14 protein-coding genes and 1 tRNA gene are annotated in these 13,171 nt (G+C 56.6%); 10 read left to right on the top strand and 5 right to left on the bottom strand.

The annotated features are described in order from the left end of the window. Window positions 1-19 precede the first annotated feature (19 nt). The 5 genes from gutM to srlA form a co-directional block, all read right to left on the bottom strand. On the bottom strand, window positions 20-379 hold the full coding sequence (gene gutM / locus C5687_RS15725) for a transcriptional regulator GutM (protein ID WP_045286053.1): 360 nt from the start codon (window positions 377-379) through the stop codon (window positions 20-22). 67 nt (window positions 380-446) lie between these two features. Then, on the bottom strand, window positions 447-1,226 hold the full coding sequence (gene srlD / locus C5687_RS15720; RefSeq protein WP_047959322.1) for a sorbitol-6-phosphate dehydrogenase: 780 nt from the start codon (window positions 1,224-1,226) through the stop codon (window positions 447-449). A 14-nt stretch (window positions 1,227-1,240) separates the two neighbouring features. Further along, complete coding sequence (gene srlB / locus C5687_RS15715; protein WP_024907705.1) at window positions 1,241-1,603, bottom strand: PTS glucitol/sorbitol transporter subunit IIA; 363 nt, start codon at window positions 1,601-1,603, stop codon at window positions 1,241-1,243. Between the two features lie 12 nt (window positions 1,604-1,615). Continuing rightward, a complete protein-coding gene (srlE, locus tag C5687_RS15710) occupies window positions 1,616-2,575 on the bottom strand; it encodes a PTS glucitol/sorbitol transporter subunit IIB (RefSeq protein ID WP_104557307.1) in 960 nt (319 codons plus the stop codon). Then, on the bottom strand, window positions 2,572-3,135 hold the full coding sequence (gene srlA, locus C5687_RS15705) for a PTS glucitol/sorbitol transporter subunit IIC (protein ID WP_025757117.1): 564 nt from the start codon (window positions 3,133-3,135) through the stop codon (window positions 2,572-2,574). Before srlA ends, srlE begins: the two co-directional genes overlap by 4 nt. A 250-nt stretch (window positions 3,136-3,385) precedes the next feature. Between srlA and mltB the strand changes: the two genes are divergently transcribed. The 10 genes from mltB to C5687_RS15655 all read left to right on the top strand — a co-directional run bounded on the left by mltB (window position 3,386) and on the right by C5687_RS15655 (window position 13,168). Further along, entirely contained in the window at window positions 3,386-4,486 is a 1,101-nt protein-coding gene (mltB, locus tag C5687_RS15700) for a lytic murein transglycosylase B (protein ID WP_025757118.1), read from the top strand. Between the two features lie 313 nt (window positions 4,487-4,799). Further along, window positions 4,800-5,453, top strand: a complete 654-nt coding sequence (locus C5687_RS15695) for a metal ABC transporter ATP-binding protein (RefSeq protein ID WP_104557306.1) — start codon at window positions 4,800-4,802, stop codon at window positions 5,451-5,453. Next, window positions 5,450-6,310: a metal ABC transporter permease gene (locus C5687_RS15690; RefSeq protein ID WP_059386979.1), complete on the top strand. Its 861-nt coding sequence runs from the start codon at window positions 5,450-5,452 to the stop codon at window positions 6,308-6,310. The genes C5687_RS15695 and C5687_RS15690 overlap by 4 nt, the downstream gene beginning before the upstream one ends. Before the next feature lie 14 nt (window positions 6,311-6,324). Then, the gene (locus C5687_RS15685; RefSeq protein ID WP_104557305.1) at window positions 6,325-7,203 is read left to right on the top strand and encodes a metal ABC transporter substrate-binding protein; all 879 of its coding nucleotides are present in this window, start codon (window positions 6,325-6,327) and stop codon (window positions 7,201-7,203) included. A gap of 129 nt (window positions 7,204-7,332) precedes the next feature. Further along, a complete protein-coding gene (gene pncC / locus C5687_RS15680) occupies window positions 7,333-7,830 on the top strand; it encodes a nicotinamide-nucleotide amidase (protein ID WP_104557304.1) in 498 nt (165 codons plus the stop codon). Window positions 7,831-7,919: 89 nt separating this feature from the next. Next, window positions 7,920-8,978: a recombinase RecA gene (gene recA / locus C5687_RS15675; protein WP_025757123.1), complete on the top strand. Its 1,059-nt coding sequence runs from the start codon at window positions 7,920-7,922 to the stop codon at window positions 8,976-8,978. A 68-nt stretch (window positions 8,979-9,046) separates the two neighbouring features. After that, window positions 9,047-9,547, top strand: coding sequence for a recombination regulator RecX (recX, locus tag C5687_RS15670; protein WP_047959316.1), 501 nt, complete (start codon window positions 9,047-9,049; stop codon window positions 9,545-9,547). Between the two features lie 131 nt (window positions 9,548-9,678). Beyond that, on the top strand, window positions 9,679-12,306 hold the full coding sequence (gene alaS, locus C5687_RS15665) for an alanine--tRNA ligase (RefSeq protein WP_059386978.1): 2,628 nt from the start codon (window positions 9,679-9,681) through the stop codon (window positions 12,304-12,306). A 241-nt stretch (window positions 12,307-12,547) separates the two neighbouring features. Next, the gene (gene csrA / locus C5687_RS15660) at window positions 12,548-12,733 is read left to right on the top strand and encodes a carbon storage regulator CsrA (protein WP_000906486.1); all 186 of its coding nucleotides are present in this window, start codon (window positions 12,548-12,550) and stop codon (window positions 12,731-12,733) included. 342 nt (window positions 12,734-13,075) lie between these two features. Continuing rightward, window positions 13,076-13,168, top strand: a tRNA-Ser gene (locus tag C5687_RS15655). Window positions 13,169-13,171 lie beyond the last annotated feature (3 nt).

Genomic DNA, 13,171 nt, shown 5'->3' with positions numbered 1-13,171 from the left:
TATAGCTTTCACAACGAAATTATCCATGTTTCAGATTAAGCGCTAATGATAGTGCATTCTGACAGAGTGGATCATGGGGAAAGATCACATCAGGCCGCAATTCCTGCAACGAAATGCCGTTGATTGCCTGGATTTTCACCGGCCGCGCGAAGACGGTCATCCCGCGCATGATCAGGGAATCGCAGACGTTATTGTTTTCATCCAGCGCAACCGCGACGACGACCCGCGGTTTGAAACGTCCGCCGGACCGCCCGACGCCCACGCGACCTTTCTGGCACAGGGCGTCAAACGCGCGGTTAAACTGGTGGATTTGCCAGCCGCCAAACGCCATCTGGCAGATCCAGGCGAGGGCGGCGACGGTAATGAGTGCGGTGACCATATCGGCTCCTTGTTGTATGCCCTCTCCCTGTGGGAGAGGGTTAGGGTGAGGGCATCCGCCCGCGCGATCAGAACATCACCTGTCCGCCGGTGACGTTAATCGACTGCCCGGTGCAGTACGAGGCTTTCGGGCTGGCGTAAAACAGCAGCATGTTCAGCACGTCCTGATAATCGCACCCGCGCTTCAGCGGCACTTTATCGATGTAATACTGCTCCACCTCTTCCTCTTTGATGCCAAGCTTGGTGGCGTACTGCGGCAGCAGGGACTGGAACATCGGCGATTTCAGCAGGTTGCCCAGCATCAGCGAGTGAACGGTGATCCCGTATTCGGCCAGATCCAGCGCCAGGGACTGCGTCAGCCCCACGCCGCCAAACTTCGCCGCGCTGTAGCCGGAGTTGTGCTTGCTGCCCACTTTCCCTGATTTTGAGTTGATCTGAATGATGCGCCCCTGAATGCCGTCGCGGATCATCAGACGGGAAAACTCGCGGGCGCAGAGGAAATAGCCCACCAGATTGACCTGCAGCGAGCGGTCAAAATCCCCCAGTTCGAAATCGCTGATAAACGCGGCTTTTGCGATTCCCGCGCTGTAGACCAGCAGGTCGGTACGACCAAAAATTTCATCCACGCCGCGGGCCAGCGCCATCACGCTCTGCTCGCTGGTGGCGTCGGCACCAAAGCCGTACGCCATTCCTTCGCCAAACTCGGTATTGATGCTATCCGCCACGCGGGCGGCTTTTTCACTCTGAATGTCCACTACCGCCACGCGGTAACCTTCTGCGGCAAGCCCACGGCAGAGGAACTCGCCTAAGGTTTGTCCCCCACCAATGACAACGGCAACCTGACTCATGTCTATCTCCTTAATTACGCAACAAATTTTAACGTGCAGCCTGGGGTGACAGCCTGCGGAACCGGACCATCGACGTGAACCGTGCCGGGATATTCCGCCTGCGGCTGGCCATCAAAGCGCAGGGTGATGTGGCCCAGCTCGCGCAGGTTTTGCTCAGCCACGTCGCCGACGGCGGTCACGGCATAGCGCGCCTCGCCCAGCTCCAGCTGGCTACCGGCCTTCAGCTCGCCCTTCAGCTCGCCGTGGCAGTGAATAAAACAAAACTCTTCGATATCCGCAGGCGCCCCTTCGCGGAAGGTGATCAGCATCTGGTCGCTTAATGCGTCGGCTGCGCTCTGGCCGATGCGGGTAATGGTGGTCTGGTAAATCACGGTCATTGCAAAAACCTCTTATTGATAAATAAAGCCAGAGACAAACCAGGCAATCAGCACCGTCGGAGCGCCCGTCAGGAAGCGGCTGACCAGCACGGACGGCACGCCCACGCGCACGGTGTCCTGGCGCGCTTCGGCCAGCGACAGCCCAACGGGGATGAAGTCGCACGCCGCCTGAGCGTTAATGGCAAACAGGGCGGGCAGGGCGAGGTGCGGGGGAATATTGCCCAGGCCAATCTGCACGCCAATCAGCACGCCGATGACCTGGGCAATCACCGCACCCGGGCCGAGGAACGGCGACAGCAGCGGGAAGGAGCAGATCAGCGCCAGCGTGACCAGCCCGAGCGGATGGCTGGCGAGCGGGGCAAGGCCGTGGGCAATCCAGTCACCCAGACCAGACGCCATGATGATGCCGATCAGCGCCGAGACGAATGCCATAAACGGCAGGATGGTTTTCAGCACCGTGTCGATGGTGTCGCGCCCGGACTGGAACAGCACCGCCACGGCGGACCCCATGCCCATCCCGACTTTTGCCAGCAGGCCATCGCTCTGCTCGGTGATCTTCTTGCTGGTGTCGTAATCGCGCGGGGCCGCTTTTTGCGGCGCGGGAGTGCCATTCACCAGAGTGATGTTGTCCTCCTTCACACCCGACACATAGATGTCATCAAGGATGTACTGCGCCAGTGGGCCTGATTTTCCGGTGGAGTGAATGTTCACCGTTGGAATGCGACGCTTCGGATAGATGCCGCAGCGCAGCGTGCCGCCGCAGTCGATCACCGCCACGCCGATTTCCGCTTCCGGCGGTTCGCCCTCTTTGAAGCCATCGACCGCTTCCCAGCCGGTCAGTTCATGCAGCTTGTCGACGATCGCCGGGCGCGTGCCCGCGGTGATGTAGACGATTTTTTTGCCTTCGGTGGCGTCGAACTCCAGCGGGCCGCCCCAGCCGCCTGTGCCTTTCTCAATGCGGATCCGGTTCATGCTGTGGCTCCTGAAAGCTGGACTTTCTGTTCAAGCTGGATGCCCATTTTTTTCTCGAAAATGGCGGTGGTGAGGTCCGTCACCCAGCCGCGGAAGAAGTTGGTCACCAGACCAACCAGCAGATAGCTCACCGCCAGCGGACCGAGCGGCAGGCCAAGGGTGGTGAGACCGCTGGCGATCCCGAGATAGACAAACAGCTCGCCGGGGTTGATGTGCGGGAACAGGCCGTTCATGGAATGACAGCTGTAGGAGGCGGCAGCGTAATAACTCGGCTTGTACTTTTCTGGCATAAAGCGACCGAGGCTTAAGGTCATCGGGTTGCAGAACACGAAAGTGCCGATGAAAGGTAACACCAGGTAGCGGGACAGCGGGTTCCCGGCGCAGCGCTGGGCGAAACGTTCAATGCGCTGCTGGCCGATAAAGTTAATCAGGGCGTTCATGATCACCAGCAGGCTGATCAGCAGGGGCAGGATCCCGGTCACCATGCCGGTGAACACTTCTCCGCCTTTCTGAAACAGCCCGATGAACCACTCGGCGCCGTGGGTGATGGTTTCTATCATTCTTCTCTCCTCTGGGCTTTTGTTTTTGTATTACCGCGACTAATAATAATCACTTTGAAAGGTTTTAAAGTGTTAATCATATCTCACAATGAAAGAAAAATGGATTATTTTGAAAGTTAATCGATGGGGGAATGGATTTTCGGTGGAAAAAAGGGCGGATTTGCGTGGGGGAGGTGTGTACTGCTTCCTTGAGGTGTTGCGGATGCTTTACCATACTGGGTTCTTATCGAACCCGTTAAATGGATGTCTCATGTTCAAGCGTCGTTATGCAGCGCTGTTGCCTGCGCTTATTCTGCTGTCTGCCTGTAGTAGCAAACCTAAGACCGAAGCCGTTCAGCAAACGGCGGGCGCGCCTTCCGGAGGATTCCTGCTGGAGCCGCAGCACAATATGATGCAGATGGGCGGCGACTTCGCGAACAACCCGGCGGCCGAGCAGTTCATCGATAAAATGGTGAGCAAACACGGCTTTGACAGACAGCAGCTGCACGAAATTTTGTCACAGGCGAAACGTCTGGACTACGTGCTGCGCCTGATGGACAGGCAGGCGCCGACGGCCCAGGTGCCGAGCGGGCCAAACGGTGCGTGGCTGCGCTATCGCAAACAGTTTATTACCCCGGACAACGTGCAAAACGGCGTGGTGTTCTGGAATCAGTATGAAGATGCGCTCAACCGCGCCTGGCAGGTGTACGGCGTACCGCCTGAAATCATCGTCGGGATTATCGGCGTGGAAACCCGCTGGGGTCGCGTGATGGGGAAAACCCGCATTCTGGATGCGCTGGCGACGCTCTCCTTTAACTATCCGCGCCGTGCGGAGTATTTCTCTTCCGAGCTGGAAACCTTCCTGCTGATGGCGCGCAACGAACAGGATGATCCGCTCGAACTGAAAGGATCGTTTGCCGGTGCGATGGGCTACGGCCAGTTTATGCCGTCCTCCTATAAACAGTATGCCGTCGACTTTAACGGGGATGGTCATATCAACCTGTGGGATCCGGTGGATGCCATCGGCAGCGTGGCGAACTACTTCAAAGCGCACGGCTGGACACCGGGTGGTCAGGTTGCCGTTCAGGCAAACGGCGAGGCGTTTGGTCTGGAAAACGGCTTCAAAACCAAATACAGCGTCGCTCAGCTGGCGGCGGCGGGCTTAACGCCAACGCAGCCGCTGGGCAATGTTGATCAGGTGAGTCTGCTGCGCCTGGATGTGGGAACGGGCTATCAGTACTGGTACGGCATGCCGAACTTCTACACCATTACCCGCTATAACCACAGCACCCACTATGCGATGGCCGTATGGCAGCTGGGTCTGGCGGTATCGCAGGCCCGCGTGCCGGCAGCGTCGCCGTTTAGTCAGTAGATCGCTCTGACGGGTAGGCCGGGTAAGGCAACGCCGCTACCCGGCATGGTTGCGCGCACGGTGCGACCTGATGCCCTCACCCTGACCCTCTCCCACGGGAGAGGGGCATTTTGCAGAAACATTTCGCCACACTCCCGTTTCAAACGCGCCATTTACATCTCAGTTACCTTTGATTATCGTTATGTTATAACATTAATTATGGTATCGAGATGTCAACGTCCCTTTTTTCTCTCTCTGCGCCCGTTCGGCTTTTGCTGGCGCTGGTGCTTGTTCTCTTTATCGGCCTGGCTGTGCGCTGGGCGGTGGCATTGCCATGATTGTGATGGATGAACTGATTGCGGGTTATGACCGTATACCCGTCACGCGTGCGCTATCCGGCTTGATTGAGCGGGGAAGCATGACCGCCATTATCGGCGCTAACGGCTGCGGGAAATCCACGCTGCTGAAAACGCTCGCCGGGTTTATTCCCCCCGTAAACGGCAGCTTCCGCTGGCAGGGAAAGCGCCCGGTCATTGGCTGGCTGGCGCAGCGTCACGCGCTGGAGGCGCAATTTCCCGTGACCGTACAGGATGTCGTCAGCATGGGCTGCTGGCCGTGTATTTCGCTATTTTCCGCTCTCCGTCGGGAAACACGCTTGCGTATTGCCCGCGCGCTGGAACGCGTGGGGCTCGAATCCATGGCGTTATCCACTATCGATGAGCTCTCCGGCGGTCAGTTTCAGCGCATGCTGTTTGCCCGCATCCTGGTACAGCAGGCACCGCTGGTGATGCTCGATGAGCCCTTTACCGGGGTCGATGAAGCCACCTGCAATGTACTGATGGATCTGATGCTGGAGATGTATATGCAGGGTCAAACGCTGCTTGCGGTACTGCACGACAGCGAGCGCGTGTCGCGCCACTTCCCGCAGACGTTACGGCTGGACGCTGACATTCCCCAATGGAAGACCGAGCGGGTGAGGGTGGCATGATCTGGCATCTCTTTTTTCAGCCGTTTATCGAGTACGGCTTTATGCGTCGCGCGCTGGTGGTTTGCCTGGCGCTTTCTGTCAGTACCACCGCGCTCGGCGTGTTTCTGCAACTTCGCCGGATGAGCCTGATGGGCGATGCCCTTTCACACGCCATATTGCCCGGCGTTGCCGTGGGCTATCTGCTGAACGGCATGTCACTGCTGGCAATGAGTATCGGCGGATTTATTGCCGGGATTGTCGTCGCGCTGGTGGCCGGGCTGGTTAGTCGTCGTACGCCGCTTAAAGAGGATGCCAGCTTTGCCGGGTTCTATCTTGGCTCGCTGGCGCTGGGCGTGACGCTGGTATCGCTGCGAGGCTCAAATGTCGATCTGCTGCACCTGCTGTTTGGCTCCATTCTGGCAGTGGATAACGACGCCGCGCTGTTTGTGGCAGGCGTTTGCATGTTCACGCTGCTGGCGCTGGCGGTTTTCTATCGCGGGCTGGTGTCCGAGGCGTTTGATACCGCCTGGCTGCAGGTGAACGCCCGCTGGCTGCCAGGCCTGCTGCACGGACTGTTTCTGGCACTGCTGGTGCTTAACCTGGTGGCCGGATTTCAGGTGCTTGGCACGCTGATGGCTGTCGGGCTGATGATGCTGCCGGCGGTGGCGGCGCGCTGCTGGGTGCGCACGTTGCCAGGGCTACTCCTGATGGCGGGCATTAGCGGCATTTTTTGCGCGTGGCTGGGGCTAAGCCTCTCCTGGGCGGTGAGTCTGCCCGCCGGGCCGTCCATCGTGCTGACGGCCAGCGCACTGTTCCTGGTTTCTGTCTTATTTGGTACGCGAAGCAGGCTCGCGGGCAGCCTGCGTACGCTTTTTTAACGCAAGGGGAAATGATGAAACGTACAGGACTAATGGTGGCGCTCGCGCTGGGGATGATGTCGCAGGGGGTGATGGCGAAAACCCTGAATGTAGTCGCCAGCTTTTCGATACTGGGGGATATCACGCAGGAGGTGGGCGGCGATCGGGTGAATGTGACCACGCTGGTTGGGCCTGACGGCGATCCGCATACCTTCGAACCCTCACCGAAAGACAGCGCGGCGCTGAGCAAGGCGGATGTGGTGGTGGTGAACGGTCTGGGTCTGGAGGGCTGGATTGACCGTCTGGTGAAGGCCTCCGGATTTAAGGGCCAACTGGTGGTGGCGTCAGCAGGTGTCAAAACACACACCCTGGAAGAAGAGGGCAAAACCGTGACCGATCCGCATGCGTGGAACAGCGCGGCGAATGGCGCACTGTATGCGCAAAATATTCTGAACGGGCTGGTAAACGCCGATCCGCAAGACAAAGCCGCGCTGGAAGCGTCCGGAAAAAGGTATATCGCGCAGCTTAACCAACTGGACAGCTGGGCCAAAGCGCAGTTCAGCCAGATTCCACAGGCGAAGCGTAAGGTGCTGACCAGCCACGACGCTTTTGGTTATTTTGGCCGCGCCTACGGCGTGACGTTTATGGCACCGCAGGGGCTCTCCTCTGAGAGTGAAGCGAGCGCGGCGCAGGTTGCGGAAATTATCAACCAGATCAAAGCCGACGGGGTGAAGACCTGGTTTATGGAAAACCAGCTTGACCCGCGGCTGGTGAAGCAGATTGCATCGGCGACAGGGGCACAGCCGGGGGGCGAACTTTACCCGGAAGCGCTGTCGTCCAAAGGCGGCGTGGCGGATACCTACGTTAAGGCGTTTCGCCACAATGTGAATATCCTCGCCATCAGCATGAAATAATCTTTCGCTTGCCGGTGCGCCCGCACCGGCTATTTTCTGAAGCCCCCTCGTAAAACCGGAAGTGCATCCCCATATCTGACGAGAAAGTGCTATCTTGTGCAGCACGTTTTTCTGATGCCTGGAGCGAGAATGACTGACCATGAATTGATGCAGCTGAGCGAGATAGTGGGCCTGGCGCTTAAGCAACGTGGGGCGACCGTCACCACCGCTGAGTCCTGTACGGGCGGCTGGGTTGCCAAAGCGATTACCGATATTGCCGGCAGTTCCGCCTGGTTTGAACGTGGCTTTGTGACCTACAGTAACGAAGCAAAAGCACAGATGATTGGCGTGCGGGAATCCACCCTTGAACAGCATGGCGCGGTCAGCGAACCGGTGGTGATCGAGATGGCCATTGGCGCGCTCAAAGAGGCACGGGCCGATTACGCGATCTCCATTAGCGGCATCGCGGGTCCGGACGGCGGCAGCGACGTGAAGCCTGTCGGCACCGTCTGGTTTGGGTTTGCCAGCGCCAAATGCGAAGGGATCACCCGCCGGGAGTGCTTTAGCGGCGATCGCGAAAGCGTGCGTCGTCAGGCCACCGTTTATGCGTTAAAAACGCTCTGGCAACAATTTCTACAAAACACTTGATACTGTATGACCATACAGTATAATTGCACCAACAGAACAGAAATCCACGGTGAAGCACAGTCGCTTCTCCCGGCATGACAGGAGTAATAATGGCTATCGACGAAAACAAACAGAAAGCGTTGGCGGCAGCACTGGGCCAGATCGAAAAGCAATTCGGTAAAGGCTCCATCATGCGCCTGGGTGAAGACCGTACCATGGATGTGGAAACGATCTCCACCGGTTCGCTTTCTCTGGATATCGCGCTGGGCGCGGGCGGCCTGCCAATGGGCCGTATCGTAGAAATCTACGGGCCAGAATCCTCCGGTAAAACCACCCTGACGCTGCAGGTCATTGCCGCCGCTCAGCGCGAAGGTAAAACCTGTGCGTTCATCGATGCCGAGCACGCGCTGGATCCGGTTTATGCGCGTAAGCTGGGCGTGGATATCGACAACCTGCTCTGTTCTCAGCCGGACACCGGTGAACAGGCGCTGGAAATTTGTGACGCGCTGGCGCGCTCCGGTGCGGTTGACGTTATCGTGGTCGACTCCGTGGCAGCACTGACGCCAAAAGCGGAAATCGAAGGCGAAATCGGCGACTCTCACATGGGCCTCGCGGCACGTATGATGAGCCAGGCGATGCGTAAGCTGGCCGGTAACCTGAAGCAGTCCAATACGCTGCTGATCTTCATCAACCAGATCCGTATGAAAATTGGTGTGATGTTCGGTAACCCGGAAACGACCACCGGTGGTAACGCCCTGAAATTCTACGCCTCTGTCCGTCTGGATATCCGCCGTATCGGTGCGGTGAAAGAGGGCGAGAACGTGGTCGGGAGCGAAACCCGCGTGAAGGTTGTGAAGAACAAAATTGCAGCGCCGTTCAAACAGGCTGAATTCCAGATCCTCTACGGCGAAGGGATTAACTTCTTCGGCGAGCTGGTTGACCTGGGTGTGAAAGAGAAGCTGATCGAAAAAGCAGGTGCCTGGTACAGCTACAACGGTGACAAAATTGGTCAGGGTAAAGCGAATGCGATCGCCTGGCTGAAAGAGAACCCGGCTGCGGCGAAAGAGATTGAGAAGAAAGTGCGTGAGCTTCTGCTGAATAATCAGGATGCTACTCCAGACTTCGCGGTGGATAGCGCGGATGCTGAAGAAACCAACGAAGACTTTTAATTCTTTCGTTTAACCATGAAGGGCTGCTGATGCGGCCCTTTTTGCATTTCTGAATCAGCAGGTTTTTTATGAGTGAACCGACGACCCGCCGACCCGCATATGCACGCTTGTTGGACCGTGCGGTACGCATTCTTGCTGTCCGTGACCACAGTGAACAGGAGCTGCGCCGAAAACTGTCGGCGCCGGTGATGGGTAAAAACGGGCCGGAAGAGATTGATGCCACCGCGGAAGATTATGACCGGGTGATTGCCTGGTGTTACGAACACCACTATCTGGATGATGATCGTTTCGCTTCCCGGTTTCTCGCCAGCCGAGGCCGCAAAGGATATGGACCGGCGCGTATTCGTCAGGAGCTAAACCAGAAAGGCGTTTCCCGTGAGTCCATTGAAAAAGCGATGCGTGAATGCGACACCGACTGGTGTGCGCTGGCAAAAGAGCAGGCGATCCGCAAGTACGGTGAACCCCTGCCGCACGGATTTTCAGAAAAAGTTAAAATCCAGCGCTTTTTGCTCTACCGCGGCTTCCTGATGGAAGATATTCAGGATATCTGGCGTAATTTTGCCGATTGAACGCATGCGGGATTTTACTTCCCACTAAAGAAAACTTATCTTATTCCCACTTTTTCCAGTAGCTGGCCTGTCCAGGGGTTTACCGATACAGACCTGCTACGACATTTCGTTAGCTTGATTTCAGGATAATTATGAGCAAGAGCACCGCTGAGATCCGTCAGGCGTTTCTCGATTTTTTCCATAGTAAGGGACACCAGGTTGTTGCCAGCAGCTCCCTGGTACCGAACAACGATCCGACTCTGCTGTTTACCAACGCCGGGATGAACCAGTTCAAGGATGTGTTCCTTGGTCTCGACAAGCGTAATTATTCCCGCGCCACAACCTCACAGCGTTGCGTGCGTGCGGGCGGTAAACACAACGACCTGGAAAACGTCGGTTACACCGCGCGTCACCACACGTTCTTCGAAATGCTGGGTAACTTCAGCTTCGGCGACTACTTCAAACACGATGCCATTCAATACGCGTGGGAACTGCTGACCGGTGAAAACTGGTTCAACCTGCCGAAAGAGCGTCTGTGGGTTACCGTCTATGAAACCGATGACGAAGCCTACGAAATCTGGGAAAAAGAAGTCGGGATCCCGCGCGAGCGTATTATTCGCATTGGTGATAACAAAGGCGCGCCATACGCGTCGGACAACTTCTGGCAGATGGGTGATACCGGTCCTTGCGGTCCGTGCACCGAGATCTTCTACGATCACGGCGACCACATTTGGGGCGGGCCTCCAGGCAGTCCGGAAGAAGACGGCGATCGCTACATTGAGATCTGGAACATCGTCTTCATGCAGTTCAACCGTCAGGCCGACGGTACCATGGAGCCGCTGCCGAAGCCTTCCGTTGATACCGGTATGGGCCTGGAGCGTATTGCCGCGGTTCTGCAGCACGTTAACTCCAACTACGAGATTGACCTGTTCAGCACTCTGATCAAAGCCGTTGCGGACGTCACCGGCGCGACCGATCTGAACAACAAATCGCTGCGCGTTATCGCCGACCATATCCGTTCCTGTGCGTTCCTGATCGCCGACGGTGTTATCCCGTCGAATGAAAACCGTGGCTACGTGCTGCGTCGTATCATTCGTCGCGCCATCCGTCACGGCAACATGCTGGGCGCGAAGGACACCTTCTTCTATAAACTCGTTGGGCCACTGATTGGCGTGATGGGTGCTGCCGGTGATGAGCTGAAACGCCAGCAGGCACAGGTAGAGCAGGTTCTGAAAACCGAAGAAGAGCAGTTTGCGCGTACACTGGAGCGCGGTCTGGCGCTGCTGGACGACGAGCTGGCGAAACTGAAAGGCGACACGCTGGATGGCGAAACCGCTTTCCGTCTGTACGACACCTATGGCTTCCCGGTTGACCTGACGGCAGATGTTTGCCGCGAGCGCAACATCAAAGTTGACGAAGCGGGCTTCGAAGCGGCGATGGAAGAGCAGCGTCGTCGCGCGCGTGAGTCCAGCGGTTTCGGTGCAGACTACAACGCAATGATCCGCGTTGATAGCGCGTCTGAATTCAAAGGTTACGACGCGCTGGAACTGACCGGTAAAGTGACCGCCCTGTTTGTTGACGGCAAAGCCGTAGAGAGCATCAGCGCAGGTCAGGATGCGGTTGTCATTCTGGACAAAACCCCGTTCTATGCGGAATCCGGCGGTCAGGTTGGCGATAAAGGCGAACTGAAAGGCAACGGTTTCAGCTTCAGCGTGAGCGACACCCAGAAATACGGTCAGGCGATTGGTCACCAGGGCAAACTGGTTTCCGGTTCTCTGAAAGTGGGCGAGGGCGTCCAGGCTAACGTTGATGAAGCTCGCCGCGCGCGCATTCGTCTCAACCACTCTGCAACCCACCTGATGCACGCTGCACTGCGCGAGGTGCTGGGTACCCACGTTGCACAGAAAGGTTCTCTGGTTAACGACAAAGTGCTGCGTTTCGACTTCTCGCATTTTGAAGCGATGAAACCGTCTGAAATCCGTGCGGTGGAAGATCTGGTGAACGCGCAGATCCGTCGTAACCTGCCTATCGAAACCCATATCATGGATCTCGAGGCGGCGAAGAAAAAAGGCGCGATGGCGCTGTTTGGTGAGAAATATGACGACCGTGTTCGTGTGTTGAGCATGGGCGACTTCTCTACCGAGCTGTGCGGTGGTACTCACGCCTCCCGCACCGGTGACATTGGCCTGTTCCGCATTGTTTCCGAGTCGGGGACGGCGGCAGGTGTGCGTCGTATTGAAGCGGTGACCGGTGAAGGGGCGATTGCCAGCCTGCATGCGCAGAGCGATCAGCTGCACGACATCGCGCAGCTGCTGAAAGGCGATAGCCAGAACCTGGGCGAGAAAGTGCGCGTTGCACTGGATCGCACGCGTCAGCTGGAAAAAGAGCTGCAGCAGCTGAAAGAGCAGGCTGCGGCGCAGGAGAGTGCAAACCTCTCCAGCAAGGCTGTAGACATTAAGGGCGTTAAACTGCTGGTCAGCGATCTGGCGGGGGTTGAGCCTAAGATGCTGCGTACTATGGTCGACGATCTCAAGAACCAGCTTGGTTCCACCGTTATCGTGCTGGCGACAGTGGCAGAAGGTAAGGTTTCTCTGATTGCGGGCGTCTCTAAGGATGTGACCGACCGCGTAAAAGCAGGGGAGCTGATTGGTATGGTCGCTCAGCAGGTGGGCGGCAAAGGTGGCGGTCGTCCGGACATGGCGCAAGCCGGTGGTACGGATGCGGCGGCACTTCCGCAAGCTTTGGCCAGCGTTGAAAGCTGGGTAAGCGCGAAACTGTAATAACTACAAAGCACAAGCAGACGCCATAGCGGTAACGTTATGGCGTCTTGTTCACTGTGCTATCGATAACGATAAAGTCAGGTTGAGTTTGTGTATATCGGCTAAACTTACGTTTAACAGAATGTGATGCCGTGACTGCTTACACTTTACGTGTTTGTCATCGCTTACTTTTTGGCGTTATATGATGGATAATGCCGGGATACAAGAGACCCGACTCTTTTAATCTTTCAAGGAGCAAAGAATGCTGATTCTGACTCGTCGAGTTGGTGAGACCCTCATGATTGGGGATGAGGTCACCGTGACAGTTTTAGGGGTAAAGGGTAACCAGGTACGTATTGGTGTTAACGCTCCTAAAGAAGTATCTGTCCACCGTGAAGAGATCTACCAGCGTATCCAGGCTGAAAAATCCCAGCAGTCCAGTTACTGATATTGTCGCGTCTCGCTGTCGGGCGAGACGCAACCCTCCTGTCATTTTTCCTGCTCAAAGTTACCGTTTAATTTCAACCGCTCTCTTTTTAACCACTCCGTTACCCTTTACTCGTCTCTGCACTGCCTTTTCTGCCACAGTTTTATGTGAAGATGCCTGCAAAATCCGCTTATAAAACACCCTCTTTGCGGCTTTTACATGCGAATTGCGTGTGATTTGTGCAAACGATAAAAGCTTTTGGAAAATTGTTTGACTTATAAGTCCCAGAAAGTAATATATGCGCCACGCAGCGACGAGAAGCTCTTAACGAGTCACTCGAAGCACTCGAAAGAGGCGTTGTGTGGTGAGGTGGCCGAGAGGCTGAAGGCGCTCCCCTGCTAAGGGAGTATGCGGTCAAAAGCTGCATCCGGGGTTCGAATCCCCGCCTCACCGCCATTT

Source organism: Enterobacter sichuanensis (genome assembly GCF_002939185.1).
GTDB lineage: Bacteria > Pseudomonadota > Gammaproteobacteria > Enterobacterales > Enterobacteriaceae > Enterobacter > Enterobacter sichuanensis.
The sequence above is the reverse complement of the archived record's forward strand: the minus strand, read 5'-3'. Positions and strand labels throughout refer to the sequence as shown.

Bases quoted from the DNA above. Each gene is read 5' to 3' on its own strand.
- gutM (WP_045286053.1), bottom strand. From the start codon at position 379: ATGGTCACCGCACTCATTACCGTCGCCGCCCTCGCCTGGATCTGCCAG.
- srlD (WP_047959322.1), bottom strand. From the start codon at position 1,226: ATGAGTCAGGTTGCCGTTGTCATTGGTGGGGGACAAACCTTAGGCGAG.
- srlB (WP_024907705.1), bottom strand. From the start codon at position 1,603: ATGACCGTGATTTACCAGACCACCATTACCCGCATCGGCCAGAGCGCA.
- srlE (WP_104557307.1), bottom strand. From the start codon at position 2,575: ATGAACCGGATCCGCATTGAGAAAGGCACAGGCGGCTGGGGCGGCCCG.
- srlA (WP_025757117.1), bottom strand. From the start codon at position 3,135: ATGATAGAAACCATCACCCACGGCGCCGAGTGGTTCATCGGGCTGTTT.
- mltB (WP_025757118.1), top strand. From the start codon at position 3,386: ATGTTCAAGCGTCGTTATGCAGCGCTGTTGCCTGCGCTTATTCTGCTG.
- C5687_RS15695 (WP_104557306.1), top strand. From the start codon at position 4,800: ATGATTGTGATGGATGAACTGATTGCGGGTTATGACCGTATACCCGTC.
- C5687_RS15690 (WP_059386979.1), top strand. From the start codon at position 5,450: ATGATCTGGCATCTCTTTTTTCAGCCGTTTATCGAGTACGGCTTTATG.
- C5687_RS15685 (WP_104557305.1), top strand. From the start codon at position 6,325: ATGAAACGTACAGGACTAATGGTGGCGCTCGCGCTGGGGATGATGTCG.
- pncC (WP_104557304.1), top strand. From the start codon at position 7,333: ATGACTGACCATGAATTGATGCAGCTGAGCGAGATAGTGGGCCTGGCG.
- recA (WP_025757123.1), top strand. From the start codon at position 7,920: ATGGCTATCGACGAAAACAAACAGAAAGCGTTGGCGGCAGCACTGGGC.
- recX (WP_047959316.1), top strand. From the start codon at position 9,047: ATGAGTGAACCGACGACCCGCCGACCCGCATATGCACGCTTGTTGGAC.
- alaS (WP_059386978.1), top strand. From the start codon at position 9,679: ATGAGCAAGAGCACCGCTGAGATCCGTCAGGCGTTTCTCGATTTTTTC.
- csrA (WP_000906486.1), top strand. From the start codon at position 12,548: ATGCTGATTCTGACTCGTCGAGTTGGTGAGACCCTCATGATTGGGGAT.